At 47.2% G+C, this 26,692-nt stretch carries 23 protein-coding genes and 1 pseudogene; 11 read left to right on the forward strand and 13 right to left on the reverse strand.

The features are described 5' to 3' along the window. The first annotated feature begins 421 nt into the window (after positions 1-421). The 9 genes and pseudogenes from BHE18_RS22245 (at position 422) to BHE18_RS22280 (ending at position 10,863) form a co-directional block, all read left to right on the forward strand. Positions 422-895 carry a DinB family protein gene (locus tag BHE18_RS22245; protein ID WP_071620660.1) on the forward strand — a complete coding sequence of 158 codons (474 nt, stop codon included), beginning with the start codon at positions 422-424 and terminating at the stop codon, positions 893-895. Beyond that, positions 892-1,035, forward strand: coding sequence for a hypothetical protein (locus BHE18_RS23410; protein ID WP_171910773.1), 144 nt, complete (start codon positions 892-894; stop codon positions 1,033-1,035). The genes BHE18_RS22245 and BHE18_RS23410 overlap by 4 nt, the downstream gene beginning before the upstream one ends. After that, positions 1,025-1,708 carry a DNA alkylation repair protein gene (locus BHE18_RS22250; protein ID WP_071620661.1) on the forward strand — a complete coding sequence of 228 codons (684 nt, stop codon included), beginning with the start codon at positions 1,025-1,027 and terminating at the stop codon, positions 1,706-1,708. The genes BHE18_RS23410 and BHE18_RS22250 overlap by 11 nt, the downstream gene beginning before the upstream one ends. Positions 1,709-1,923: 215 nt before the next feature. Next, positions 1,924-2,343 carry a peroxiredoxin-like family protein gene (locus BHE18_RS22255; protein WP_071620662.1) on the forward strand — a complete coding sequence of 140 codons (420 nt, stop codon included), beginning with the start codon at positions 1,924-1,926 and terminating at the stop codon, positions 2,341-2,343. A gap of 268 nt (positions 2,344-2,611) precedes the next feature. After that, a complete protein-coding gene (locus BHE18_RS22260; protein WP_071620663.1) occupies positions 2,612-4,735 on the forward strand; it encodes an immune inhibitor A domain-containing protein in 2,124 nt (707 codons plus the stop codon). Positions 4,736-5,468: 733 nt separating this feature from the next. After that, positions 5,469-6,659 carry a glycine C-acetyltransferase gene (locus BHE18_RS22265; RefSeq protein WP_071620664.1) on the forward strand — a complete coding sequence of 397 codons (1,191 nt, stop codon included), beginning with the start codon at positions 5,469-5,471 and terminating at the stop codon, positions 6,657-6,659. A gap of 87 nt (positions 6,660-6,746) precedes the next feature. Continuing rightward, the gene (locus BHE18_RS22270) at positions 6,747-7,688 is read left to right on the forward strand and encodes an L-threonine 3-dehydrogenase (protein ID WP_071620665.1); all 942 of its coding nucleotides are present in this window, start codon (positions 6,747-6,749) and stop codon (positions 7,686-7,688) included. A gap of 128 nt (positions 7,689-7,816) precedes the next feature. Beyond that, entirely contained in the window at positions 7,817-9,088 is a 1,272-nt protein-coding gene (locus tag BHE18_RS22275; protein ID WP_235860427.1) for an ATP-binding protein, read from the forward strand. Between the two features lie 157 nt (positions 9,089-9,245). Continuing rightward, a pseudogene (locus tag BHE18_RS22280) lies at positions 9,246-10,863 on the forward strand (putative polysaccharide biosynthesis protein). 368 nt (positions 10,864-11,231) lie between these two features. Here the strand turns inward: BHE18_RS22280 and BHE18_RS22285 are convergent. The 3 genes from BHE18_RS22285 to BHE18_RS22295 form a co-directional block, all read right to left on the reverse strand. Further along, positions 11,232-12,590, reverse strand: coding sequence for a YjiH family protein (locus BHE18_RS22285; RefSeq protein ID WP_071620717.1), 1,359 nt, complete (start codon positions 12,588-12,590; stop codon positions 11,232-11,234). 255 nt (positions 12,591-12,845) lie between these two features. Beyond that, entirely contained in the window at positions 12,846-14,159 is a 1,314-nt protein-coding gene (locus BHE18_RS22290) for a short-chain fatty acid transporter (protein ID WP_071620666.1), read from the reverse strand. Between the two features lie 662 nt (positions 14,160-14,821). After that, the gene (locus tag BHE18_RS22295; RefSeq protein ID WP_235860428.1) at positions 14,822-16,351 is read right to left on the reverse strand and encodes a BCCT family transporter; all 1,530 of its coding nucleotides are present in this window, start codon (positions 16,349-16,351) and stop codon (positions 14,822-14,824) included. A 230-nt stretch (positions 16,352-16,581) separates the two neighbouring features. Between BHE18_RS22295 and BHE18_RS22300 the strand changes: the two genes are divergently transcribed. Together BHE18_RS22300 and BHE18_RS22305 are read left to right on the forward strand one after the other, a co-directional pair. Further along, positions 16,582-17,451 carry a Cof-type HAD-IIB family hydrolase gene (locus BHE18_RS22300; RefSeq protein WP_071620668.1) on the forward strand — a complete coding sequence of 290 codons (870 nt, stop codon included), beginning with the start codon at positions 16,582-16,584 and terminating at the stop codon, positions 17,449-17,451. Between the two features lie 59 nt (positions 17,452-17,510). Then, positions 17,511-18,602, forward strand: coding sequence for a PQQ-dependent sugar dehydrogenase (locus tag BHE18_RS22305; protein WP_071620669.1), 1,092 nt, complete (start codon positions 17,511-17,513; stop codon positions 18,600-18,602). A 112-nt stretch (positions 18,603-18,714) separates the two neighbouring features. On the opposite strand, the gene BHE18_RS22310 is transcribed toward BHE18_RS22305, so the two are convergent. The 10 genes from BHE18_RS22310 to BHE18_RS22355 all read right to left on the reverse strand — a co-directional run bounded on the left by BHE18_RS22310 (position 18,715) and on the right by BHE18_RS22355 (position 26,550). Further along, positions 18,715-19,665, reverse strand: coding sequence for a nucleoside hydrolase (locus BHE18_RS22310; RefSeq protein WP_071620670.1), 951 nt, complete (start codon positions 19,663-19,665; stop codon positions 18,715-18,717). Between the two features lie 645 nt (positions 19,666-20,310). Then, positions 20,311-20,475: a YvrJ family protein gene (locus tag BHE18_RS22315; protein ID WP_141771974.1), complete on the reverse strand. Its 165-nt coding sequence runs from the start codon at positions 20,473-20,475 to the stop codon at positions 20,311-20,313. A gap of 62 nt (positions 20,476-20,537) precedes the next feature. Further along, on the reverse strand, positions 20,538-21,086 hold the full coding sequence (locus BHE18_RS22320) for an N-acetylmuramoyl-L-alanine amidase family protein (RefSeq protein WP_071620671.1): 549 nt from the start codon (positions 21,084-21,086) through the stop codon (positions 20,538-20,540). An 18-nt stretch (positions 21,087-21,104) separates the two neighbouring features. Beyond that, positions 21,105-21,737 (reverse strand): D-Ala-D-Ala carboxypeptidase family metallohydrolase, encoded by a 633-nt coding sequence (locus BHE18_RS22325; RefSeq protein ID WP_071620672.1) that lies wholly within the window; start codon positions 21,735-21,737, stop codon positions 21,105-21,107. Positions 21,738-21,961: 224 nt separating this feature from the next. Continuing rightward, on the reverse strand, positions 21,962-22,180 hold the full coding sequence (locus tag BHE18_RS22330; RefSeq protein WP_071620673.1) for a hypothetical protein: 219 nt from the start codon (positions 22,178-22,180) through the stop codon (positions 21,962-21,964). A 1-nt stretch (position 22,181) separates the two neighbouring features. After that, positions 22,182-22,751, reverse strand: a complete 570-nt coding sequence (locus BHE18_RS22335; protein ID WP_071620674.1) for a sigma-70 family RNA polymerase sigma factor — start codon at positions 22,749-22,751, stop codon at positions 22,182-22,184. 495 nt (positions 22,752-23,246) lie between these two features. Next, a complete protein-coding gene (locus BHE18_RS22340; protein ID WP_071620675.1) occupies positions 23,247-24,038 on the reverse strand; it encodes an SDR family NAD(P)-dependent oxidoreductase in 792 nt (263 codons plus the stop codon). 100 nt (positions 24,039-24,138) lie between these two features. Continuing rightward, the gene (locus BHE18_RS22345; RefSeq protein ID WP_071620676.1) at positions 24,139-24,786 is read right to left on the reverse strand and encodes a TetR/AcrR family transcriptional regulator; all 648 of its coding nucleotides are present in this window, start codon (positions 24,784-24,786) and stop codon (positions 24,139-24,141) included. A 29-nt stretch (positions 24,787-24,815) separates the two neighbouring features. Continuing rightward, the gene (locus BHE18_RS22350; RefSeq protein ID WP_071620677.1) at positions 24,816-25,832 is read right to left on the reverse strand and encodes an ABC transporter permease; all 1,017 of its coding nucleotides are present in this window, start codon (positions 25,830-25,832) and stop codon (positions 24,816-24,818) included. Further along, positions 25,822-26,550 (reverse strand): ABC transporter ATP-binding protein, encoded by a 729-nt coding sequence (locus BHE18_RS22355; RefSeq protein WP_071620678.1) that lies wholly within the window; start codon positions 26,548-26,550, stop codon positions 25,822-25,824. Before BHE18_RS22355 ends, BHE18_RS22350 begins: the two co-directional genes overlap by 11 nt. Between the last annotated feature and the right edge of the window lie 142 nt (positions 26,551-26,692).

Below are 26,692 nucleotides of genomic sequence, written 5' to 3' on the forward strand. Positions count from 1 at the left end.
TTGTTTTTTATTTAAGGCTTGGCCGCAGCTGAAGAGCGGCCATTTTGGCGATTTGATAATATATTTGGTTTTTTGATAATAAAAGGTTCGGTTTTGATAATTAATCCTGATTTTTGATAATATAACTATCGTTTTTGATAATATATCTGGAATGGACGGGATCCATGGGCGAATATGGATGGGGAAAAGCGTTGGAGAAAGACGAATCCGCATAATAAAACCTGAAATCCACGTTTTTCATTGCTATTTTAGTTGAATTTACTACTTTTCAAAAGGGTTTTGACAAACTAAGTTTTATGTAAGCATACAGGAATCATGCTTCTGACTGGGACGAGGTACCTGTCCCCCCGACCCGCCACTATTAAGAAAAAGGATTTCTACCGCCGGGAGAGAACTACTAATGTAAAGGAGTGGATGGAAAATGGAGTTTAGCTATCATGTGTGGGCGACCCGAAAGCTGCTGGGTCATTTGAAGACACTGCCGCGGGACATTTTTCAGAAGGAGATTCAAAGCGTGTTCCCGTCTGTTGAACGGACGCTCTTTCATCTGTATGAAGTGGATGAACTATGGTTTTCAAGGTTGAAGGGTGAGCCTTCTCCGGTGGATAAGAAGATGTTTGAGACACTTGAAGAATGCGAGATGGATTTTTCGGATTTACATAGCGAGATTCTTGACTGGCTGGACGGCATGGCGGATGGTACGGTTTCCGTCCGATATCGGTCTAGTAAAGGCGAAGCATACGAAAATACAAGAGAAGAGATCCTGAAGCACCTCGTCAACCACGGTACCTATCACCGAGGGAATATATCTGCCATGCTTTGGCAGCTTGGTGAAAAAGGCGTCTCGACGGATTATATCTATTATCTCCGGGAAAAAGGGGACTTGCTTCCATGAGGGAACTGGTGGGTCACTGCGAATCGTGCGGGAAGCCGGTTTACTGCCTTGATGGTTTTTTCAACGGGGTGAAAAAAGACAGCGGGAAGGTCGTTTGTTTCGACTGTGATGAAGAGGAGGAGAAGAAGGATGGGTCGTGAGTATGCGGTTCGCTTGGTTTCATTGCTGCAGGAAAATCAAAATGAGGAAAACCGGGAAGCGATGGAAAAATATATGCGCAATCAATTTGCATTTTTCGGCATTAAGACCCCGGAGCGGAATGCGCTCATGCGGGAATTTTTAAAAGAAAACGGAAATCCTCCGGTGCAAGAGCTGCCGGAAATTGTGCGGACCCTTTGGGATCAGCCGCAGCGCGAGTGCCAGTATGTTGCGATGACGCTGCTCGATAAGCAGGCAAAGCTTCTAACGAGGGAGCACCTGCCTCTTTTGGAGGAACTGATCCTGTCTAAATCATGGTGGGATACGGTCGATCATATTGCTCCTCATCTTGCCGGCAGGATCCATGAACGTGAAAATGCTGACGAGTATCTCGAAAAGTGGATACAGGCTGATGATTTCTGGCTGAACCGGACATCGATCCTCCACCAGTTGAGGTACAAGGACAAGACGGATGAAAGCCGTCTCTTCCGTTACATCCTCATGCACAATGAATCGAAGGAGTTTTTCATCCAGAAAGCAATCGGATGGGCGCTGCGGGAATATTCAAAAACAAATCCGGAAGCAGTAAGAAAGTTCATCGAGAGGGAAAACCTTGCGCCGTTAAGCAAACGGGAAGGGCTAAAAGCTATCGAGCGGCTCGAAAAAGTGAAATAAGAGAGTTTGGGGAGCTCAATGTTTTGAATGGATACCCCCTCATTAGGTATGATAGGAACAAGAACGATGAGGAGGTCATACTTATGGACTTCATGCTCCAGAGTCCCGATTCACAGGAAGAAGTGAACATCAAAACGCTTCTTCAGGATAAGCAATCGGCAGTCATCTTTGTCCGCCACCTTGGCTGACCGATCTGCCGGAATTACCTCACGCAGTTGCGTGAGCGCGTTGAAGAATTCGATAAACGAAATATCCAGCTAGTCGTGATCGCTCCGTCAAAAGGAAGCTTTGTCTCACAATTCCTTGGTGAATTCGGTCCGTTTCCATTCACGATCTACGGCGATCCGTCCCGCGAAGGCTACAAACAGGCGGGCACCGTCACCATGCCGAAATGGAAACTGCTCGGAAAAGCCCTGTTCGGCTTCGTGACAGGAAAAGTAAAGAACTTCATGCCGGACGAACAAGGACAAAAGAAATTTGTCCAGAAATCGATGAAAACCCAGGACGTCTACATCCAGGGCGCCACCTTCCTATTTAACGAAAAAGGTAAAGCCGTCTGGAAACACATCGACCAGTCCCCCGAAGATCATGCGAGTATTGATACGCTGCTGGATAAGATTGATACGAAACTATAAAAAAGCTGTTATACGACAGCTTTTTTATTTTTTGTCTATTAAATGAGTATAAAGGACTAGAATAGTGAATTCTCAATTGAGAATGGGAGTTTTTGTTTAATATTCTTGTCGATTAACTAGTTCTTTTGTCTCTGTTAATGTCGAAAAAACCTTTAACCGAGGTTTTCTATGAAATGTACAACATATTATTATATTTATTCTGAAAATTGTTTATGTTAAGATTATTTCGTTCTTAATAAAATGTTTAATAGGAAGGGAGATTCATCTATTGAAAACAAAATTTTTATCCATTCTTTCAATTGGTGCTTTAGCTTTGAGCCTATTTGCACCCGCTTCAGCAACACCTGCCGCAAAAGCAGCAGCCTCTCCAAATTGGGATGTTGAACGTTACGGGGATCGTGTAGATATTGATGGTGTTTTGAACCGTTTATCCCAAGATGAAGATTTTCTGAAAAAAGCTGAGGCTGATTTGAAGAAGCAGGCTGAGGGAATTAATTTTGATGGTGAAGAGGGTAACGAATCAAATGAAATTGAAGATAGTGACTTTACATATGATGGAGGGACTAAGCTCTTTTTAAATAGGGAGTTAAAATTCAAGGAGTTTACACTACGTAGTGTGGGAGATAATGTTGAGATCTGGGTAGCGAATGATTTAAGTTTCCCTGATGATCGGCCCCCTCATGTTGTTACACAGGAGCAGGTGGACAAACTTAAAAATGAATTTGATCAGAAAATCTATCCAACTGCAACAGAATTCTTTGGGACACCTGATTCTTTAAATGGCTCTCACTCTCCGCTTCCTGAGATGGTTGGACTTCCTGAAGGATACTATGAAAGTGAAGACGGAAGCGACAAGGTGATCATGCTGGTAGATAACATCAAGGACGATGGCTACTATGATCCGTCTTATCCGTTTTTCGTAGCAGGTTTCTTCTGGCAGACACTTGAAAACTATATTGACCGGAATATCATTACAATTGATACGAACAGCTGGGAAACACGTTTGGAAAGTACTTTCTACGGAACGACTATCCACGAACTTCAGCATTTAATCCACGCTGACAATGATGGAGCAGAAGAAACATGGTTGAATGAAGGGATGTCTACATTCTCTGAGTATCTTGGAGGTTATGGTTTTGACTCCGGGTCAATCAACTTCTACTTGGATCATCCTGAGAACTCTATTGTAAATTGGGATGAGCATGGAACTGCAGTCACAGGGCCGGAAACGATCGCCGACTATGGACAAGTCCAATTGTTCACGTCGTATATGTATGAACAGTACGGACAGGAATTTATTCGTGATCTGGCTACGGATGGCGAATCACATGGCATAGAGAGTGTAAAACATATGCTTGATAAGTATGGTGAAAAAGAAGATTTCACTGAACTTTATCAGAACTTCATCACTGCTTTGGCGATGGATGACGGTAAAGGTGGAAAATATGACTTTGAATTGATTGATTTAAGAGAACTCCCTGTTGGAGATGGTACCCGCGGGAAGACGGTTGATTATGAAAAAGCTAAAACATATGAAAAAGAAGGTGTACCGGCTTGGGGCGGCGACTTTAAGGAATTAGATTTCCAGGATAAGATCCGTTCGATTTCATTCGATGGAGTAGATTTCCTTCCATCTTCTTGGAAATCAGTGGCTGATCCAAAGGGAAGCGATGAGCAAGTTCTGTGGGCCGGCGAAGGGGATGAATTAGATTCAGCGATTATCTTTGAAGCAGATCTTTCAAATGTTGAAAATGCTACATTAAACTTTGACAACTTCATTGATATTGAAGAAGGTTGGGATTTCGGAGTGGTTCAAGTATCTACAGATAATGGTGGAACTTGGAATTCGCTTGAAAATGAAAACACCCGCTCCGATGTAGTAGAAGAAGGATACCCTAAAATCAAGGAAAACGTACCTGGTTTCACTGGTCACTTTGAAGACTGGCAGCAAGAAACCTTTGATCTAAGCGAGTATGCAGGTCAAAAAGTGTTAGTATCTTTCCGCTATTTAACCGACTGGGGCTATAATGATACAGGCTGGTACGTTGATAACATTGAAATCCCTGAAATCGACTACACGAATGACGGGTCTTCAGTGGATGGATTTAAGTCCCTTGCAGAAGTTAAAGGGGAATATGTCAACTACACTGTAACTTTCATTAACGAAAGAGAAGTTGGCAACAAAAAAGGTAAAGAAGTGAAACATAAAGTTGTAACCGTAGATCCGTTCAATGTAACAGAGGAAGATGCATTGAATCTTCGCCAACTGTTCCAAAACGGAAAAAACTATATGATCACTTCCTATGCTGCACCAGCATCAAGCAAAGAAACCGTGGACTTTACGTATGAAGTCAATTTAAAAGAAAATAAAAAGAAGAAAAACAAACGTTAATGATTGAAAACGCCCACCTTTAATAGAACGGGTCGGATTTCGTATACTAAAAACTAAATGACAAACCAATCAGCAGTCCTATTCGTAATTGAATGAGACTGCTTTTTTTATTAATATGTAGGGTTAAATGAGCACTGGATACATAAGGGGAGATTTTTCCCTTATCCTGTAGAATCGGGCTAGGTTCGGGGCATATAAGGGAAGTTTTTTCCGTTAAGGGGAGGGATATAGTCCATCTTTATGCTTTTGGAGTAAATAGGGGAAATGTTTTCTTCTATTTACTCCATATTTCATGCAAATTCCTCAATAAGAGAAATTTCTTCCCTTATTTTGGACGTTTGTATTATCTGCAATATTATATATTTGTGAAAATCGCTTGGGGGATCGGGCTCCAGGGATATTTCGATTTTGATTCTTGCTTCTGGATTTTAGTGTGAGTTACTATACGAAAAGCACTGTTCATTTATCTACCTTTAACGGGCCGCTATTGAAAGAGTGCCCCCATATTTTATTTTATGCACTTTTTATCATATATCGGGAACACTATACAGGATGATTTCGGTTGAAAAATTTTTGTCCATCACGAAAAAACATGTTAAACTAAAAAGTAGATTAAAAACAAGATAAAATAAAGAAAAATCTGATATTTAATGTATTTATGGAGTGGACAATTGTTTATAAAGCGCTTACAAAAATTACGAAAAGAGCTTACATATCAAAGGAGGATATCCACATGACAAGCAAAACTCTCGATGCATTTTTGCAGGAAAACCTGGAAGATCTGAAAGCCCGCGGTTTATACAATGAAATCGATCCGTTAGAAGGTGCGAACGGACCTGTCATCACCATCAAAGGAAAGAAACTCGTGAACCTTTCCTCCAATAACTACCTTGGTCTTGCGACAGACGAGCGCCTGAAAAAGGTAGCGATCGAAGCGGTCAAAGAATACGGCGTCGGTGCCGGTGCTGTCCGCACGATCAACGGTACGCTTGATTTGCACGTGAAGCTTGAGGAAAAACTTGCCCAGTTCAAGGGAACTGAAGCGGCAATCGCGTATCAATCAGGCTTCAACTGTAATATGGCGGCGATTTCAGCGGTCATGGATAAAAACGATGCCATCCTTTCTGACGAGCTGAACCACGCTTCGATCATCGACGGCTGCCGTCTTTCAAAAGCGAAGATCATCCGTTTCAATCACTCTGACATGGAAGATCTCCGCGCTAAGGCGAAGGAAGCGAAGGAATCCGGCCAATACAATAAAATCATGATCATTACAGACGGTGTGTTCTCGATGGACGGAGACGTATGTAAGCTTCCTGAAATCGTCGAGATCGCGGAAGAGTTCGACATGATGACATATGTGGATGATGCCCACGGTTCAGGTGTCCTTGGAAAAGGTGCCGGAACAGTGAAGCACTTCGGTTTGCAGGATAAGGTCGACTTCCAGATGGGTACCCTTTCAAAAGCGATCGGGGTAGTCGGAGGATATGTCGCAGGAACACAGAACCTGATCGACTGGCTGAAAGTCCGCTCCCGTCCATTCCTGTTCTCGACTTCCCTGACGCCGGCTGACGTGACGGCTTGTACAGAAGCGCTCGACATTCTCATGAACAGCACGGAACTTCAGGACAAGATGTGGGAAAACAGTGCTTACTTGAAAGAAAACCTTGAGAAACTCGGTTTTGATATCGGTAAAAGTGAAACACCGATCACACCGGTCATCATCGGTGAGGAGCAGGCGACACAGGACTTCAGTAAGCGCCTGTACGAAGAAGGCGTTTATGCGAAATCAATCGTATTCCCTACTGTACCAAGAGGAACGGGACGCGTAAGAAACATGCCGTCAGCAGCTCACACGAAAGAGATGCTTGATCAGGCGATTGCGGCATATGAAAAAGTCGGCAAAGACCTTGGAATTATCTAAACCACACATTTACTATAGAGTGCCTTGGCGGATGGACGGGTTTCCCGTCCGCCGGCCATGCGCTTTTTTTGCAGGAGGACATAATAAATGAAAAAGATCTTACTAACAGGAGCATTGGGCCAAATCGGTTCTGAGCTTACGGCAAAGCTTAGAAGCGTGTATGGCTCGGATAATGTCATCGCAACTGATATCCGTGAAACCGACAGCCATGTGGTCCACAACGGTCCATTCGAAAAGCTGGACGTGACGGATGCAGAGAAGATGTTCGATATCGCCAAAAAGAATAACGTCGACACCATCATTCACCTGGCTGCGCTTTTATCGGCAACGGCTGAAAAGAAACCTCTCCTTGCGTGGAACCTGAATATGGGCGGATTGGTGAATGCACTTGAAACAGCAAGGGAATTGGACTGCCAGTTCTTTACGCCAAGCTCAATCGGTGCTTTCGGCCCGTCTACTCCGAAAAACTCGACGCCTCAGGATACGATCATGCGTCCTACGACGATGTACGGAGTGAATAAAGTATCGGGGGAACTCCTTTCCGACTACTACTTCCAGAAGTTCGGCGTCGACACAAGAGGGCTGCGCTTCCCGGGATTGATTTCATATGAAACGATGCCTGGCGGCGGGACGACTGATTACGCTGTGGAAATTTATTACGAGGCAATCAAGAACAATGCCTACACTTCCTACATAGGTGAAGGAACGCATATGGACATGATGTACATGCCGGATGCCCTTCAGGCGATCATCGACCTGATGGAAGCCGATCCATCCAAGCTTGACCACCGCAATTCCTTCAACGTATCTGCGATGAGCATCGCACCTGAAGATGCAGCGGCAGCAATCCGCGTTCACCAGCCGGACTTCAAGCTCGACTATGACGTCGATCCAGTCCGTCAAGCAATCGCCGAAAGCTGGCCGGATGCCATCGACTCAAGTGCTGCAAAAGCCGAGTGGGGCTTCAAAGCAAACTTCGACCTGGCCAAGATGACAGCAGATATGCTGGATAAACTAAAAACGAAATGATGACAAATTTGATCACCTTCAATCGAGAGGTGGTCAATTTTTTGTTTAGGTTCATTTTCCTATTTGTAAATTCGACAGAATTATAGAATAATAAAGCTATAATAAGTAAAAGATCGGCAGGTGGGGTCATGAAAGAGAAATCGGGACTAGTCAAAAATCATACATCCAATCGTCTTGCGGCCATGACGGGCCTCTTGTTCATACTCCAAGTCTTCACTGTCCTGCTTTTTGAGGGCCCGTGGGATATCGTCATCTCCCTCATCATCATGGTGGGCGGAGGATTCTTCCTACTAAACATGAAGAAGAAATCAGCGGCTCTCTTCACAGAATATCTTGAGCTGATAGAAGAAAAAAACCAATTATCCACCCTGCTCCACTCACTTCCTGATTTCGTCTGCTTCAAAGACGGAGAGGGGCGCTGGCTCAAAGTGAACCAATTCGGCCGGCAGCTCTATAATCTGGAGGATATCGATTATATCGGGAAAACAGACCGCGAACTGGGTGAGCTTGTCCCATTTTTTAGAGACGCATTCAACTATTGTGTTGATTCGGATGAAGAATCATGGCAGGCGGGTGATGTGACGAGGTGCGAAGAAGGATTTTATTTGCCGAATGGTGAATTCAAGACCTTCGATGTCATCAAAGTACCCCTTTTTTATGAGGATGGCAGCCGGAAAGGCCTGGTCATCATAGGACGGGATATTTCCCAGCAGAAAATGGCCGAGGAAATGCTTTTAAGAAAAGAAAAGCTTTCTGTGGTAGGGGAACTCGCTGCAGGCATCGCCCATGAAATCCGCAATCCTCTCACAAGCATCAAAGGCTTCATCCAGCTGCTTGAAGAAAACGAACACGTTTCCGAAAGTTATCTTTCAGTCATGTCTTCAGAGATGGACCGCATCAACCAAATCGTAGGGGAACTGCTGATCTTATCCAAACCGCAAATGAGGGAATTCACTCCATTCGATCTGCGGGAAGTCCTTGAATATATCACCAAAGTGATGGGGCATGAAGCACTTCTGAAAGGCATCACTATCCATGAAAACAGTCCGGATACACCCATGAAAGTGTACGGGGACAAAAACCAGATCATCCAGGTGCTGATCAATATCGTGAAAAATGCCATCGACTCCATGGACGAAGGCGATATTACGATGGATTGTAAAATAGAAGATAAGCATATCAAGATTTCCGTGGCCGACCAGGGTACAGGTATACCGCCTGAACGTCTGAAACGCCTCGGCGAACCGTTCTTCACCCTCAAAGAAAAAGGGATGGGGCTCGGGCTCACCGTCAGCCAGAAAATCCTCGAGGACCACAAAGGCTGCCTTCATATCGAGTCGGAACTGGGTAAGGGGACGACGGTGGATGTGCTGCTTCCTAGGTATACGGGTGAGGAATAAAAAGCAATTCGTTAAATTATATATAATACCAAAATGCACGTGAATTTTAGTTGAAATTCCGTGCTTTTTTATTAGGAGTCACCTGATTGAAATTGGATATTTATGTTAATATGTTAGAGTGAGATTTTAACTCTATCAAATTTGCCGGGGTGTTACTGTGGAAAATAAATTTATAAGGGGAACGTTCTTTTTGACCGCGTCCACCCTTATATCCAAGGTTTTGGGGTTTCTTTATATAATACCCTTCACTGCACTGGTGGGGACACAGGGATACGCCTTGTACAAGTATGCATACAGCCCGTATACCATTTTGTTAAGCATTTCGACAATAGGTCTGCCGCTTGCTGTATCAAAATTCGTTTCGAAATACAATGAACTGGGAAACTATCGGGTGGGCTTGACACTATTAAGATATGGCATGTACTTTATGATCATAAGCGGGATCGTATCTTTTGCGGTATTATATCTGTCTGCTCCATTTCTCGCAGGATTCGTCATTGATCCGAGTGATCAAACGGGTAATTCTGTGGAGGATGTCGAGTTTGTGATCCAGCTTGTCAGCTTTGCTTTATTAATCATACCCGTGATGAGTATTTTTCGTGGATATTTTCAGGGGAGTCAATCGATGGGGCCTTCAGCTGTCAGTACCGTCATTGAGCAGATAGTGCGGATTGCCTTTATCCTTGGCAGGTGCTTATATCGTCATTCACATGCTTGGTGGATCTCTTAAAAATGCAGTCGGAATCGCGACCTTTGCTGCATTTATCGGGGGGCTGGCAGGGTTCTTTGTTTTGCTTTTATACTTTTATAAACGGAGGCACTTGATAAAGAAGCAGCGGGATCAAAGCCCCAATAATATGGATCTCGAAATCGCATCTATTTTTAAGGAACTGCTTGGATATGCCTTTCCCTTTGTAGTGGCGGGCCTCGCTATACCGATCTATCAGAATATCGATACCTTCACCATAAACCCGATCTTTCAATCGATAGGGTACACATTACATGATTCAGAAACCGTTAATTCAGTCATCGGTTTAGCTCAAATACTCGTAATGGTCCCTGTGTCACTGGCGACAGCTTTTGGTATGTCGTTAATACCGGGTGTAACGTCTGCCTATACAAGCGGAAGAATGACAGAAGTGAAAAATAGAATCCATCAAAGCATCCAGCTCCTGATGTTCTTCACTTTACCGGCGGCCATGGGTCTGTGTATTCTGGGAAAATCCGTCTATCTGATTGTGTTTGGACTGCAGAACAGCCCGGATCTGGGCGGGGGGATCCTGCAGTGGTATTCTTTAGCAGCCATAGTTTTCGCACTGTTTACAGTCTCGGCTGCCGTCATGCAGGGGATAAACAAGCAGAAGACATTAATCACCGGGGTCTTATTGGGGGTCATTCTTAAAATCGTTTTGAATTATTTATTATCCCCTTACTTAGGTGAAACTGGTCCGATCCTGGCAACCTACATTGGATTCTCTGTATCCATACTCTACAATGTCTTCGTTATCAAAAAAGCGATCCGGCTCGACATCCTGCCCATGCTAAAGACACTGCGATCAGTATTCCTGCTTGTAATCGCCATGTCACTCACAGTCTGGCTGGTCAAGTACATGGCCGGCAGCCTGCTGCCCGAAACACTGAGTATCTATTACCGTGCACTGATTACTTCGATTCTGGGGATCACTACAGGGATAATTGTTTATCTTGGCATAGGTTCGAGATTATCCTTAGTAAAAGAGTATTTGAGTTCTAGGAAAGTGAAAGATGGGTCTTGATTATTGAGAATTATGTTGATGAAGGATTTGGCACGTTAAACATATAGTTTCCAGCAGTTGATTGTAGTGGAAGACGAAGACTCCTATCAGAAAAGCGGAAGGGCTTTGCTCAGAGGCGTGTGGCATAAGACGAATCGGCCACGAAGGCGTTCTTTGCCTTCTTGGTCGGTTTGGCTTATGACATGTGCCTCTAAGCCCTGCAGCTAGACAATAAAAGCCAAGGCCGAGGCTCACGGGCTACCCGCGGAAAGCGAAGTCTTCCACGGAAATCAACTGCGGTATATCAAGACATATCAAAAGGTATACGAGAAGTTAAATTAAAAAACCAGGTCCCCATAAAAAAGAACCTGGTTTTAAACTCTCTAAAATTAAAATAGAATATGTGCGATACCCACAATCACAAACAACGTCAAGAATGTACGCTGCAGGAAGATGATCACAAGGTCCTTGAAATCCACCGGAATCTTCGAACCAAGCAATAATCCCCCAACCTCAGACATGTAAATGAGCTGTGTCACTGACAGGGAAGCGATGACAAAACGTGTCAATTCACTCTCGATTCCGCCGCCAAAGATGGCAGGAAGGAACATATCGGCAAATCCGACAAGGATCGATTTGGATGCTTCCGTTGCCTCTGGAACCTGAAGAAGCTCCAACAACGGGATGAATGGCATGCCGATCCATTCGAAGAACGGGGTGTTTTCCGCAACGATCAGCGCGGTTGTACCAATCGCCATGACGATCGGAGCCACACCCATCCACATATCAAGTACATTCTTCATACCGTCGGCAAAGAATTTTGATACGCTGTTGTTGTTCTTTGCCTGCACAAGTGCAGACTCGTAACCGTAACCGAAACGCGAGTATCCTTCAGGAATGACCTCCATCGTGTCTTTTCCTTCCTGGCCGTTATAATACGTATCCGGTTTGCGGGATAAAGGCGGGATGCGCGGCAGGATGATCGCAGCAATCAAGCCGGATGCTGCCACCGTCAGGTAGAACGGGATGAAATAATCCCCAAGCCCAACCTCGGAAATGACGACTAAGCTGAACGTAATCGAAACAACGGAGAACGTCGTACCGATGATGGCCGCTTCTTTCTTCGTATAATATCCTTCTTCATACTGCTTGTTCGTCAATAGGACACCGATCGTCCCGTCACCCAGCCAAGAAGCCAGACAGTCGATTGAAGAACGCCCCGGTAATCCGAACAGCGGTCTCATGACCTTTGTGAGCAGTGCCCCGAATAATTCCAGTAGGCCGAAATTCAATAATAATGGCAGGAACAGCCCTGCAAATAAAAAGACGGAAAATAAAATCGTGAGAAGTCCTTCAGAATTCAGAAGAAGTCCTCCGGTCGCATCGGACCATACCCATTCAGGCCCGATTTTGAAAAGAGTCATGACTGCATAAACGGCACCCAATACCCTTACGACTACCCAAACGGCCGGTACGTTGAAAAGATTATAGAAAAATGGCGATTTCTTGATTGCTTCCGGCTGGGCTGCTTTCGTGATGAATGTCCCGATCACGGTCAACACAATCAGGCCGGTCATGATCGCCGGAACTAACGTACCGATACTGTCCTGAAGCCATCCTGATAAAATGGCGATTGGAATCGTGATCCCGTCCTCTTGCGGAATCGGAATGATGAATAGAAAAATTCCTATCAATGAAGGAATGATAAATCGTAAATGACTGGTTAATGTAAAACGTTTCTGGTTCATGGATTCACCTCTGATGATCATTTGCTGGAATGAAACATTATTCATTTTAGTGTATACATATAAGTTTGTCCAGATGGAAATTCATGCCTTGGTCACTGGATGCTGCATATGAGCAGGTTAATAGCTGAAGAAAACCATCTTTATTATTCGACACAATCCGATATTTACCCTATCTTTTTTCGTAATAAACCGACTGGTTACTAATACCAATCATGAAGCCGGGCCGCTCTTATTTCAAAAGCCGGCCCGATTGATTTATAAAAATAACAATCCAAGTGAAATGACGATTCCGCTTATGACAAGGATAAATACGCAGTAGCCCATGATATCCTTTGCCTTCAGTCCTGCGATGGCAAGGGCAGGGAGTGCCCAGAACGGCTGGATCAAGTTCGTCCACGCATCTCCCCATGCAACCGCCATGGCCGTTTTTGCCACGGAAGCATCGAGAGATTGGGCTGCATCGAGCATGATCGGAGCCTGAACCGCCCACTGTCCTCCGCCTGAAGGGACGAAGAAATTGACGATTCCCGCACTGATGAATGCGAAGAAGTAGAAAGTCACATCATTTGAAATGGATACGAAGGCCTCTGACATGACCACGGCCAGCCCTGAAGCCGTCATCATCCCCATGATACCTGCATAGAACGGGAACTGGATGACGATTCCGCTTGCCCCTTTGATCGCTTCCTGAACGGCAGCAAGGAACCGCTTCGGTGTCCCGTGGAAAAGGATCCCTAGGAACAGGAACAGGAAGTTGACGATATCCAGGTTGAGGGCAAATCCATTTTTCACAAAATAATACCCAAGGAAAATCACACCGAGTATTCCGATGACCATGGAGAGGGCCATGCTGTTTTCCATTTTTTCTGCAGGCGTCAGCGCTTCTGTTTCAACTGCCGCAGCGGTTTCGTTGAAGATTGAAGGGTCAACCGTCACGGTCTCATCCTTAGACGGCATCAACAGTCGTGCGGTGATCGGCAGGACGACGAACAAAACGGCAACGATAATAAGATTGAATGAAGCAAAAATCGTGTCGCCGGTCGATATGACGCCGATCAGATCCTGAAACGGATGCCCCTCGGTCGCAATCGATAATGGAATCGAGCCTGAGAATCCTGCGTGCCAGACGACGAACCCTGAATAGGCACTTGCAATCAGCAGGCGGTAATCCACGTTCTTGACCCGTTTAGCCAGTTCTTTTGCGAAAAGGGCCCCGATGACGAGACCGAATCCCCAGTTGATCCAGCTTGCGATCATGGAAACGACCGTGACGATGACGATGGCCGAACCCGGCGATTTTGCAAATGAAGCAAGGAAGCCGAGGAAGCGTTTGAAAATAGGGCTGCTCGCAAGTACATAGCCGGTTACGAGAACCAGGACCATCTGCATTGAAAATGCCAAAAGCGCCCAGAATCCTTCTCCCCAGAACTGGACCATCTGGATGCTTGTGCTGTCTGTGAAGATGAGGCCTAACCCGAAGACGACGAGGGTCAGGATGACCACAAACAGAAACGGATCGGGCAGATAGCGCTGCATGATCCTGTTAGATAGTGAAATTAACGGTTTCAATTCATTTTCTCCCCTTTGTGTTTTTCTTTTAGGCTCTTTTCGCATACTTTGTTGCTATACAGACAAGAAAATACCGGAACTTGGGTATTTTCGGGTTGTCCGTCCGTCTCTAGTTTAAACCTGAGTTCGAAAAGAGCACGTCCACAAGCTGCATATAGGTTACAAGCCTATTTACGAAAAGCAACAATATTTTAGAAAACAGCCTTCTTTATAAAACCATCCCGATTCTTATACTTCTATAATGTTGAGTGAAAACCCTTTCAATATGTCGAATTTTCTTATAATTTAGTTTGGATAAAATTCAGGACCGTTCCTTTGCGCTCCAGGCATAAGATTCCCCGGGGAGGAAGTCGAGCCTCCTCGTCGCTGCGCTCCTGCGGGAGGAAATGCACAGGCGGTTCGTTCAGCCCCGACAAGTATAAGATGAATGGTCCGGGAAGGCGCTTTTTGCCTTCTTGGGCCATTTAGCTTATGACCTCGAGGGGCTAACCGCCGGAGCTGGACAGGTCTCGACCTTTCCTCTATCTCCCGCCGGAGTCAAATGCCTTCCGCTCCAATCCACTCCGGACTTTAATATAGATAAAATTAAACAAGATATTATCCAGTAAATAACAATCGGGAAATAAAAAACGGCCCCCTTTGAAAGAGGACCGAAAAAATTATTATTGAGCTTGTTTGTTCTTTTTTGGTTTTGGTTTTGGCAGTATTTCTTTTCTTAATAGTTTGAAGAGGGTGAAGCACATGAGCAGCAGGATGACGGTGAATGGCAGGGCTGATACGAGTGATGCAGTCTGCAGGCCTTCGAGTCCGCTTGAGAGGAGAAGGACGGCTGCGATGGCGGCGATGAGGACGCCCCATACAATTTTGACGAGCATCGGCGGGTTCAGGCTGCCCTCGGTTGTCATGCTGCTCAGGATATAGGTGGCCGAGTCGGCTGATGTGATCAGGAATGTGAAGATCAAAATAATCGACATTACATTCAGGAGCATCGTGAACGGCAGCTCGGCATAGGTCGTGAACAATGCTTTGGTTACATCCTGATTGACGGCTTCAGCGATCGATGTGCCGCCGAACAGGTCGAAGTGCAGGGCCGTTCCGCCGAAGACGGCGATCCAGAGCAGGGCGATCATCGGCGGGATGACAAGCACTCCGATGATGAATTCCCTGATGGTCCGGCCCCTAGAAACACGGGCGACGAACGCACCGACGAACGGAGACCAGGCGATGGCCCATGCCCAGTAGAAAATCGTCCAGTCCTGGACCCATGATCCACCCTGATAAGGGGTGAGGCGCAGGCTGTAGCGGATGAAGTTGGTGATATAATCACCGATGCCGAGTGTGAACGTATTGAGTATAAAAACGGTCGGTCCTGCGATAAAGACAAAGAGCATGAGCAGGAGCGCCAGTGACAGATTGAGATTGCTGAGCCACTTGATCCCCTTGTCGAGCCCCGTTGTCGAGGAGGTCAGGTAAAGGATCAGCAGCACAAGTACGATCAGCAGCTGGCTGAGGGTGCTGTCATCCATCCCGAATACGGTGTTCAATCCGCCGTTGATCTGAAGGATCCCAAGCCCCAGGGACGTGGCCACCCCCATCACGGTTGCGATGACGGCAAGGATATCGATTGTGTTTTTTATGCCTTTAGCTCGTTTGCGTTTGCCGAACATCGGAGAAAGGGAAGTGGAAATCAAGCCGTTTTCCCCTTTCCTGAACTGGAAGTAGGCGATGATCAGACCGACGATGGTGAAGACGGACCATTGGCTCACTCCCCAGTGGAAAAAGGAATACGCCATCGACAGGCGCGCCGCTTCTTCAGTCAGTGCTTCCGTCGAAGGGTAAGGCGTTTTGAAAAAATGGCTCATCGGTTCGGCGATTCCCCAGAAGACAAGCCCGATCCCGAACCCGGCCGAAAACAGCATCCCGATCCAGGTGAAAAATGGATACTCAGGACGTTCGTCATCACGTCCGAGTCTGATTTTCCCGTATTTGCTTATGGCCAGTGCCACTAAAAATAAAACAAAAATAAGTACGGATAACAAATAAAACCAGCCAAATGCATATGTAGTGAAACCAAAAGCGGCATTGGCCCCTTTTGCAAACAGTTTGGGAAAGACGGCCCCGAATACAACTAAAATGGCGATCGCAACCGCCGAAATCCAAAAAACTTTATTTAAATTTTTACGATTCTCCAAATTAAGAATCCCTCCTTATGTTTTTTTCTGCACACCTGACTATTATTCTCATACCCCAACCACGCCCCTGTCATGCATGAACATTCAATATTTCTGTATAAAAGGCGCGAGAATGTCAAAAACAGGAGCGTTCTGATACAATGACTAAATAACAAATGCACAGAGAGCAAATGCTAAAGAAGAATAGAATGACAGCATGTGAAAAATACAGAAATGAAAGGTGTAGGATCATGATTACGAGCATTACAAGCGATATGGATGGAACATTATTAAACGAAAACCAGGAAATCTCGGAAGCGAATAAACAGGCGATCCTTGATGCCCAAAAGCAGGGGGTCGAAGTGATCGTGGCAACGGGCCGTTCCTATGAAGAAGCGCGGCACGTGCTGAAAGATGCCGGTATCTCCTGCGATATCATCTGCGTGAACGGAGCGGAAGTGCGGAATAAAGAAGGAGAAATCGTCCATCAAGCGGGCATAGAGTCCTCTCATGCAAAGCAAATCGCAGCAGCACTGAATGAGGCAGGCATTTACTTTGAGGTTTACACAGACAAGGGTACGTACACGGAAAACTATGATATGGGGATCGAGCTGATCGTGGATATCTTTACGACCGCGAACCCTGGTGTGACGGAGGAGCAGGTGAGGCAGTCGGCGCGTGAACGTTTTGAAAACGGCCATATCAAGCTTGTCGACGACTACGGAATGATATTCAATGATGAATCCCAGCTTGTTTATAAATTCCTCGTCTTCTCTTTTGACGATGAACAGCTGAAGGCAGCGAACGGAAAGCTTAAGAACATCGAGGGGATTGCGGTCAGCTCATCAGGAAAAGAGAACCTGGAAGTGAACAGCATCGATGCGCAGAAAGGCGTTGCCCTGGAGAGAGTATTGAAGGAAAAAGGACTTTCCCCTGAAGACGGAATGGCAATGGGGGACAACCTGAATGACCTGTCGATGATGAAAGTGGTCGGCCGTCCGGTCGCAATGGGCAATGCACTCGATCAAATCAAGGAATTCTGCACATACCAGACAGCGGCAAACCGTGACGACGGTGTGGCAAAAGCCATCAGGGAGGCTATTCAATCTCCAGTGAAATAGATTGAACTCTTCCATGATTGTCCATACTGATGGAAAAAAGAAAAAGGAGACAGCGGCCGATGAGATCTTTTTTTAGTAAGAAAAGAATGATCCCGATGATCGGACTTCTGCTCATTCTCACATCATGCGGAGGACAACAAGAAGAAGAGAGCGAGTCGGTCAGCAAGCGTGAGACCGAACATAAAGTACTTGCAGAGAATCTCTCCATCCCCTGGTCGATTGTGAAGGACGGTGACGATTTCTACCTGACAGAGCGTACCGGGGGCATCGTTGAAATCAGGGGCGGCAGGAAGGCCAAGGTGAAAGTGAACCTCTCCAAGCCGCTTGCCAGCCAGCCCGAGGCAGGTTTAATGGGACTCGTCCTGCACCCTGATTTCAAGGAAAATCAGCAGGCATTCGCCTACTATACGTACAACGCGGAGGACGGGACCCCCTATAACAGGGTTGTGGTGCTGAAAAGGTCGGGGGATGCGTGGGATGAAACCCGTGTACTCCTCGATAAGATTCCGAGCGGGGCACAGTACCATCACGGCGGCCGGCTGAAGATTGGCCCCGACGGGAAGCTGTATATCACGACGGGTGACGCCACGCAGGAAGAAAAAGCCCAGGAACTTTCCTTCCTCGGAGGCAAAATCCTGCGCATCAACCTCGACGGCAGCATTCCGGATGACAATCCGTTCGCTGATTCCCCGGTGTACACATATGGCCACCGCAATCCCCAGGGACTTGCCTGGAATGAAGCCGGGAAACTGTACGGAACGGAACACGGGCCGAACGGCTACGATGAGGTAAACCTGATCGTAGCCGGGAAGAATTACGGCTGGCCGGAGATCACGGGTGACGAAAAAGCCGAAGGCATGGTCTCGCCGCTTGTCCATTCGGGCGAACCTTCGTGGGCTCCGTCGGGTTCGGATTTCTGGAATAATAAGCTTGTGTTCGCGGCCCTAGGCGGCCAGAGCGTGAAGCTGTTTGACCCAGGGACGAAAGAGGTCAAAACTCTGATCAAAGGGTTCGGGCGTATCCGGGACGTGCTGGTGGAAGGGGACACTCTTTATTTCGTGTCGAATAACACGGACGGCAGGGGGCTCCCGAAAGAGAATGATGACAAGCTGTATCAAGTGGACATGAATGCTTTGACGCTGGAAGAATAAGATGGAAAAGCCTTTCCCTTAATGAGCGGGAGAGGCTTTTGTATTGAAAACAGCTTGTCCAGGTAACCCGGCAGAGGCACTGGACGGCCAGGTCAGAGGGGAGCTGGCGGCGTCATTCTCTTGTCAAGATGTCTAACAGATGGGCAGTGAAACGTTCGATGTCAAGTGTGGAAGCGATCCTGGCGCAGCCTGTGCCGGTGCATTCAGGTGTGCCCGGTCGGAAATCGGCCATGCTGAGTCCTTCCGCATAGCCGTCCTCATCCTCGACTTTCACTCTTTTTTTCACATACGAGAACATTCCCGGGATTTCCGCAGCCGCAACCAGTGCGGACACATCGTGCTGAGGGGTGCCGGCGATCCCCGGCTCCAGTTCCTGATAGGCATTGTAATAAAAGTCGAGTATCGGTTTGATGAGATTCTGAAGGGGAGTGTCTGCCCGGGTGTCGATGAAGTCGATCAAAGCGGGTGTCAGCAAGGCGTCGCGGGTCACATTGAGAGGAATGATCGTCAGATTCGGCGCATTCCGGCAGACAAAGTCGGCAGCCTGCGGATCGCCGTAGAAGTTCGCTTCCGCCACCTCGGTGACGTTCCCGGGTTCGAGGAAAGCGCCACCCATCAGGTACGTCTCCTTCACAAGCTTCATCACCCCGGGGCTCAAATACCACGCCATCGCAAGGGACGTGCATCTGCCAACATTCACGAGCGTGATGTCATCCGGATTCTGCTTGATCACCTGAAATAATTTCGTGAAATTCGTCCTGCGGGCGAACGGTTCAGCGGACATTGGAGGAGAAATCGGGCCGAGCCCTTCCTCCCCGTGGATTTCCGGGAAAAAGACCGGTACCTCTCCGCTCAGCGGCCGCGTGCTTCCGAGAATAACCGGGATCTCCATCCTGCCGGCGAGTTTCAGAAGATAGGCGGCATTACGGGCGCTCTTGTCCCGGTCGATGTTGCCGTAGCCTGCCACGACGGCTTTTAAATCGATATCGGGATTTTTCAATGCATAAATCAGCGCGATCGAATCATCGATGCCTGTATCGGCAAATAATATTATTTTTTTCATGTTTTCACCTCCTCTTATTTTTTATGATAGAGAAGATAGATCCGCTTGTTTGAAAGTACTGGAATCTAGTAAAACAGTGCTTTTTACCCTTCTTAATAGTCTCTTTTTTTAAAAAATGCTTCTACTATAGGAGCAATTTAAGTAGGGGCTCTCAATACCGCTTATGATTTCGGTGCAAGGCTCCGCTTTCCGCGGGTAGCCCGTGAGCCTCCTTGGCAAGCCTGCGGGGTCTCACTTGTCCAGCTGCAGTGGTCTGCTCCCGTTTGAAAATTAACCTTAGGCTTTTGAGGCAAAAAGCGCCTCTAAAGCCTAAGAACATTTTTCAAAGGGAGCAAAACGCCCACTTCCGCTTTTCAAATTGTCCAGCTGCAGGGCTTAGAGGCACATATCACCCGCTTCTGAGCGAAGCCCTTCCGCTTTTCTTATAAGCTACTCTTCCCACAGGAGTCTCCGTCTTGCACTCCAATCAACCGCTGGAAAAGGCTGAATCTAATTACCACTCCAATAACAAATAAAAAACCCAAACGAATCTAATCGGTTACCCGTCCATAATTTTTTACAGGAAATTATTAACTATTAAATTCTGTTCAATACAAAAAAAGAGAGGGAACCGAAGCGGCTCCCTCTCTTTTAAAATGGAAAATACTATTTATCGCTCTTGCCTTCCTGTTTGGAGAAGGCTTTCGACAAGGCGTGGATGGCAAGCTCGAGCTGTTCGAGTTTCTTCTCAAGCTTGACGAGCAGAAAGAGAGTGACTGCAATCGGAAAACCGAAGTTACCCAGCAATTGTATGAACACTGAATATTCCATTTGCAAGACCTCCTTAAAGATGGTGTGTGTGGTGCCTGCCCGGGGCGCGGTCATAATCTAAATCAAGGCTGCAGGTTGACGGCTTTGGCGATCCCTGAGGCAATCGCCACGGCAAGCCCCTGGATAAACGAGGCATTCTTTAATAGGGAAGCGTCGCCCTCATGGTCGATGAACAGGTTCTCAAGCAGGATCGCAGGCATCGCGGTTTCCCGGAGGACGGCGAAGTTGGCTTCCTTTTGGCCGCGGTCACGGAGTCCGTAGCCGCTGTAAAACTTCATGATTTCAGCATGGAGGACGTCCTGGCGCCTGCCTGTTTCCGTACCCGCAGTGCCGGGATAGATATAGCTTTCAAATCCGGTCCCGCCGCCTGCGTTGTGGTGGAAGGAGACGAAGTAATCAGCCCCGATCCCGTTGGCAAATTGGGCACGCTCTGATAATCCGACATAGACATCCGAGGTCCTAGTCATGATGGCGTCAACAATGTATTGATCTTCCAACAGTGTTTTTACCTTTGAAGCAATCGTGAGGGTCAGCTGTTTTTCCTGTAGTCCGTTACCGGCTGCTCCCGGATCATTCCCGCCGTGTCCAGGATCTAGTACAATCTTTGGCATACTGATCATCCTCCCTTCCTACGCCCAATACCAGAATTGGGATCCGTATGGATATTCGATGCGGCTGTCTACGTGGACGAACGTGTTATATTTGATGATGCCGCTGAATCCGCATGTCTTCGCGATTTCTGCTGTCTGGGAAGGCGTTTTTCCTGAAGGGTTTGTATCGGATGCCACGCCGTACAGGTGCATGCTGTTCGATGCCCCGCCTACATTGCTGTTGTGGCTGATGCTCCTGAACCCTGAGTTGATCGTGATTGGCACGTTGCCAAGCTTCTTGCGGAGGGCTTCAAGCTTATACATCAAGCGGCGGACATTTTCTTTTACCTGTGTGGAACCGACCTTCCCGCCGGAAAATCCGCTGCCGTCTTTTGAATGAAATTCACTGAAGTTGAAGTTGGCGGTCGATCCATCGCTGCTTTCCAGGGCGTTCAGCTTAGAGTGGGTAGCTGGACCGGCAATTCCGTCCGCTGAGAGCCCGTACGCACGCTGGAACCGCTTCACGGCGGCCTCTGTTCCGGAACCGAACGCCCCGTCTACCGCTACTCTCGTCTGTGAAGGAGAATCTGCAGCCCAGCCTGCAACACGGATCTGAAGTTCCTTTACATCACTGCCGGAATCACCATTTCTCATTGTTCTTGTCCAGTTCATCAAAACATCTCCCTTTTTTGGATTGCCCGTTATACGGTTTAAAGCGCTGCGGGCGTTGATTGAGTTGTGAGACATCCAAAAGGGATGCAGGATAAGAGCGGCCATCCCTGCCGCTACTTACGCTGTTTTGTTTGCCTTACACCTTATAAAGAAGGAGAGGGGTGTCAACACTAAACACGGGGGGAGACGTGTTTAGTGGTCCTTTCTATGCTGGGGAGTGGCGCTTATTTCCGCAAATCAAACAATCCCGGCACGTCTTCGAGTGAATAGGTGCGCACATAGCCGATCACCTTGATCCTGAGTTCCTGTTCGAGGTCTTCCCGGTTCTCCTGATGCGTCAGGCGCAGCGACTTCTTGATTTTCGGCTCGAAGCTCTGCACCACATTCACTTCGTAAAGACTGTCATCCTGCGCTTCTTTTACCATGTCATAAAGTGCGTTCATTTCAGTTCTCCTTCCGTAATTCTTCTTTTAATTTTGCCAAGGCTTTTTTATGGGATTTCGAAACAGCCTGCTGTGATACTTTCAGGATGTCAGCGATTTCGGTATCGCTCAGCTCCCTGACATAAGCCAGGTCAAGGATCTCCTTCTGCCGGTCTGTGAGTTTTCTATATGCATGGAGGAGGCTGTCATCAGTGATGGATTCTTCCAGGCTTTGTTCGGGTAAAGGGATCGGGTCACCGTGTCCCGGTATCATGTCCTTGAACGTACCGTCCTCATCTCCGCCGAGCGGCTGATCGAGTGTCAAGAGCTGCCTGCCGCGGTGAAGGCGGATTTTTTTATCAAAATTGACACTATGAAAATATAAGGATGAACTGACATAGGAAGTGAATCTGATTCCGAAATAATGGGCCTTGAATGCTTCATTCAGGCAATCCTCCGACGATGCACTCGGCGACGTCAAAAATTCTTTCAAAAGTTCCTGGTGTTCGGGCCTGGTCATAAACGATTCAACTGCTTTATTTCCCCTCAAATCCGGGTAGATACGGTAAAATCTCTCTTTCAATGAGTCCATTTTTTTCACCACCATTAGAACGTATGTTCGGTTAAAAGTTTAAAAAAAAAGCGGCAGATCCTTCTCCTGCTTTTAGTATATAAAGAAACCTTCCTCAAAAAAATGACAACCTCATTGATTAATATCGTTCCAATGTACTATTCATTAAACCATAGAATGGATATTTTTGTGAAGGGCGGAAGGGACTAATTTTTGGGCGGGGAGGATGTAGATGGGAGTTCGGACGGTTGGATGTGCGGCCGGTTCAGAGGAGGTGGATTGGGACTAGCGGGCGATTTGATAATATATTATGATTTTTGATAATAAAGTGTCCGGTTTTGATAATATAATCGGATTTTTGATAATAAAACCTTTGTTTTTGATAATAAACGTAGAACCGGCGCTGATTTGACCGCCGAAATCGCCGTAATTGCTGCCTCACCGAACATAAAAGCCCGTCATTTCATCAAAAATGTGGCCGCTGCTCTTGAAAACAACGGCCACAATTCAAAAAAATCACCTCATCACACTGCCGCCAGAGATCTTGACGGACTCCCCGACGATGTTTTCGGAAGCATCACTCAATAGATATACAATCGTGTTCGCTACTTCTTCAGGAGAAGTCAGCCTTCCGGACGGGATGCTTTCTTTTGCCAGATCGAGCTGTTCCTCGTAGCTGCGTCCGTTCCGTTCGCCTTTTGATTTGATGGCGTTCCGGCCCATTTCGGTGTCCACATATCCCGGGCATACCGCATTGACGCGTACGCCGTGTTCGATCGCTTCTAAGGCGAACGCCTGCGTGAAGCCGACAACCGCAAATTTGGATGCGCTGTACGCCGAGTTGCCGTGCGTTCCCCGGAGGCCTGAGAGGGAGGCGATGTTGACGATCGCTCCTTTTTCCTTGTCTTTCATGCCTTTATAAACGAGCTGCGTGAGTTCGACCAGTGAAAAATAATTGAGTTCCATGATGCCACGGAGATCCTCTTCGGTTAAGTTTTCGACGATGTCACCGCCGCCGATCCCTGCTGAATTGAGGAGGCCGGTGATCGGGCCGAATTCGTTCGCAGCGGACTCGACCAGCTGATCGCGTGCCTGGGGCTTGGACAGATCTGCCCTCACCGCGAATACATTGTCGTCCCCGCACTCCTGCTTCAGCTCACTCAATTTCCCTTCATTCCGTCCGGTGATCGTCACGCGGGCACCGGCAGCGACGGCTGCTTTTGCAGCGGCATAGCCAATCCCGCCGGTCGCCCCGGTGATTAAAATATGCTGTCCTTCCAGCGTTTTATCATGAAATGGAAAGTTCATCAGAATTCCTCCTTTAACTATGTAATGTATGTTACCCGTGAAACCCCGGCGTAAAACGGCATAAAAAAAGAGCCGCGGACACAGCCGGAGCTCATGCATATTATTCTTTTCCCACACCGTTCAGGATCATCTGGACCGTCATTTCGATCTCCTTCTCGTCATTCCAGTCTTCCTCAGGCAGGAACACATAGCGGACGAGCAGCAGGCCGAAGATGCTGGTCGCGGAGAAGCGCACCACAGCAGGTGACGGAAGGTCTATGATCTGGCCTTTCTCTTTGTAGTGATCGACAAGGGCGGTGAACTTTTCAAAGATCTTGCGGGCGATATGCTCCTTGAACTGTTCCTTCAGTTCTGGATGGAACGGGATCTCCTGGATCAGGATTTTAAAGACGGTCATATTATCCTTCAGAAACTCCTGACGGTTCAGGATCATCGCCTTCAGGAAATCTTCATAGCGCTCGTATTTGGCGTCCAAAACTTTGTTGATATCGCGGATCACGAACGGCGCGATCAGTTTGGCCATGGTCGGTGATACGATCGACAGAAGCAGATCCTTCTTCGTTTTATAATGACGGAAAATCGTTCCTTCGGCCACGCCTGCCTTCTTGGCGATCTGGCTCGTCGAAGTGGAGGCATAGCCTTTTTCCGCAAACATCTCGATCGCAGCTTCCACAATCTTCTGCTGCTTCTCCGTGAACGGTTCAACTTGTTCAAATAATTGCTTGAAAATATCTTTTTCCTCAGCCATGCGTAAACCCCTAACGTAGTCGTAGTACCTTATATTTTACGGTATTTTTTCAGCGCTGCAACATTGAGGATCATGAACAGCAGTGAAAACCCGGCAAGGACCGAGAGATTGAACAGCAGATCGCCGAAGCCGAACCCGCGGATCATCACATCCCGGAGCGCGCCGGCTGCATAATAAAGCGGCGTCAACGGCCCCACCCAGCTGAGCCACTCCGAAATCGTATCAAGGTTGAACAGTCCGGAAAAGAAGAGCTGCGGAACCACGACGATCGGGATGAACTGCATCATCTGGAGCTCATTTTTCGCAAACGCAGACAGCAGGATCCCAAGCGTCAATGCGGTGAACGAAAGCAGTACGATCACGATCAGTACGTTAAAAAAGCTGCCTGCCATCATCATATCGAGAACATAGATGGAAAACCAGGATATCAGTGCCGCCTGCAGCAACGTCACAATCCCGAAACCGATCACGTAGCTCAAGACCATCTCCCAAATCTTGATCGGCGAAGCCAGCAATCTCTCGAGAGTCCCTGTCGTCCTCTCTCGTAAAAATGAGACCCCGCTCACCAGAAAGACGAAGAAAAATACGAAGAATCCAAGCAGCACGGGCCCGAATGAATCAAACATCCCCATGTCTTCATTCCCATATAAAAAGGTTACCCGATCTGAGAGATTCATAGATTGGGAAGGGAAGAGGGTCTGGGCCTTCTTCAACACGGCACCGTTGACAGACGGATCGCTTCCTTCGACGGTGATCTTCGGTTCAGCAGAATCGTCAAACGTGACGTAACCGTCCAGGTCCCCGTCCTTCATCGCAGAGAGTGCCGCATCTTTATTTTCATAGCGCTTGAAATCACCGAGGTCAAGCTTTGCCTGGAGGGGCCGGGGTACATCGAACACGGCCACTTTCGGTTCATAATCCTCAGAGGAAAACACGAGCGAAAGCATCGTCAAAATTAAAAGCGGAGCGAGGAACATAAGCGCAAGCGTCCGTTTATCCCGGAAAAGCTGCCTGATGATACGAACGACAAAACCGCTAATTCTCAAGAGAAACACCTCCATTTTTCAAAAATACGTTTTCAATGGAATCCACACCGTACGATGCTTTGATGGCCTGGGGTGTGTCGCTTGAAATGATCTCCCCATGCTGCAGGAGCCCCAGCCGGTCGCAGCGCTCCGCTTCATCCATGACGTGGGTTGTGATGATGATGGTCCGGCCGTCCTTTTTGAGTTTATGAAATCCATCCCATATCTCTTTTCTGAGCACCGGGTCAATCCCGACGGTCGGTTCATCAAGGAAAAGGACGTCCGGATCATGGAGAAGGGCGATGGCCAGCGAAAGTCTTCTTTTCATGCCCCCGGAAAACTGATGCACCGGCTTATCGAGGTGGGGGAGGAGGTCTACAAGCTCCATCACTTTCTCGATCTGCTGCTTCCGCTGCGCTTTTTTCTGACCGTAAAGCGAGGCGGTGAATTCGAGGTTCTCCCTGGCGGTCAGCTCCTCATAAAGGGCATCCGACTGTGCCATATAACCGATCGAAGGATATAAGGTTCTTGCTTTCAGCTCGCTTCCCTTAAAGGTGACAGTTCCTTCTGAAGGAAGCTCAAGGCCGATCATCATTTTGATCATCGTCGTCTTTCCTGAACCGGACGGACCGAGGAGGCCGTAGATTTCGCCGGGTTCGATATCGAGGGAAACATTTTTCAATACATGCTGTGTTTTAAATGATTTTGAAACATCGTTTAATCGAATGATTGGGTTCATGATTTCACACCTTTCGTGGGTGATGACTGGGTAGTGAGTGATTACTCACTTTTTAATATAAAGGGTTTGGTTGGTTTTGTAAAGTGAGTAATCACTCATTATAGAGAACTTCTTTTTATACCTATGCTTAACTACTGGAAAT

It is taken from the genome of Rossellomorea aquimaris (assembly GCF_001877785.1).
Taxonomy (GTDB): Bacteria; Bacillota; Bacilli; order Bacillales; family Bacillaceae_B; genus Rossellomorea; species Rossellomorea aquimaris_A.

Excerpts from the sequence above, each read along its gene's own strand:
- BHE18_RS22340 (WP_071620675.1), bottom strand. The coding sequence starts at position 24,038 with ATGAACTTTCCATTTCATGATAAAACGCTGGAAGGACAGCATATTTTA.
- BHE18_RS22250 (WP_071620661.1), top strand. The coding sequence starts at position 1,025 with ATGGGTCGTGAGTATGCGGTTCGCTTGGTTTCATTGCTGCAGGAAAAT.
- BHE18_RS22315 (WP_141771974.1), bottom strand. The coding sequence starts at position 20,475 with ATGGAATATTCAGTGTTCATACAATTGCTGGGTAACTTCGGTTTTCCG.
- BHE18_RS22345 (WP_071620676.1), bottom strand. The coding sequence starts at position 24,786 with ATGGCTGAGGAAAAAGATATTTTCAAGCAATTATTTGAACAAGTTGAA.
- BHE18_RS22325 (WP_071620672.1), bottom strand. The coding sequence starts at position 21,737 with ATGAACTGGACAAGAACAATGAGAAATGGTGATTCCGGCAGTGATGTA.
- BHE18_RS22270 (WP_071620665.1), top strand. The coding sequence starts at position 6,747 with ATGAAAAAGATCTTACTAACAGGAGCATTGGGCCAAATCGGTTCTGAG.
- BHE18_RS22355 (WP_071620678.1), bottom strand. The coding sequence starts at position 26,550 with ATGAACCCAATCATTCGATTAAACGATGTTTCAAAATCATTTAAAACA.
- BHE18_RS22305 (WP_071620669.1), top strand. The coding sequence starts at position 17,511 with ATGAGATCTTTTTTTAGTAAGAAAAGAATGATCCCGATGATCGGACTT.
- BHE18_RS22335 (WP_071620674.1), bottom strand. The coding sequence starts at position 22,751 with ATGGACTCATTGAAAGAGAGATTTTACCGTATCTACCCGGATTTGAGG.
- BHE18_RS22245 (WP_071620660.1), top strand. The coding sequence starts at position 422 with ATGGAGTTTAGCTATCATGTGTGGGCGACCCGAAAGCTGCTGGGTCAT.
- BHE18_RS22330 (WP_071620673.1), bottom strand. The coding sequence starts at position 22,180 with ATGAACGCACTTTATGACATGGTAAAAGAAGCGCAGGATGACAGTCTT.
- BHE18_RS22275 (WP_235860427.1), top strand. The coding sequence starts at position 7,817 with ATGAAAGAGAAATCGGGACTAGTCAAAAATCATACATCCAATCGTCTT.
- BHE18_RS22285 (WP_071620717.1), bottom strand. The coding sequence starts at position 12,590 with ATGAACCAGAAACGTTTTACATTAACCAGTCATTTACGATTTATCATT.
- BHE18_RS22310 (WP_071620670.1), bottom strand. The coding sequence starts at position 19,665 with ATGAAAAAAATAATATTATTTGCCGATACAGGCATCGATGATTCGATC.
- BHE18_RS22320 (WP_071620671.1), bottom strand. The coding sequence starts at position 21,086 with ATGCCAAAGATTGTACTAGATCCTGGACACGGCGGGAATGATCCGGGA.
- BHE18_RS22265 (WP_071620664.1), top strand. The coding sequence starts at position 5,469 with ATGACAAGCAAAACTCTCGATGCATTTTTGCAGGAAAACCTGGAAGAT.
- BHE18_RS22300 (WP_071620668.1), top strand. The coding sequence starts at position 16,582 with ATGATTACGAGCATTACAAGCGATATGGATGGAACATTATTAAACGAA.
- BHE18_RS23410 (WP_171910773.1), top strand. The coding sequence starts at position 892 with ATGAGGGAACTGGTGGGTCACTGCGAATCGTGCGGGAAGCCGGTTTAC.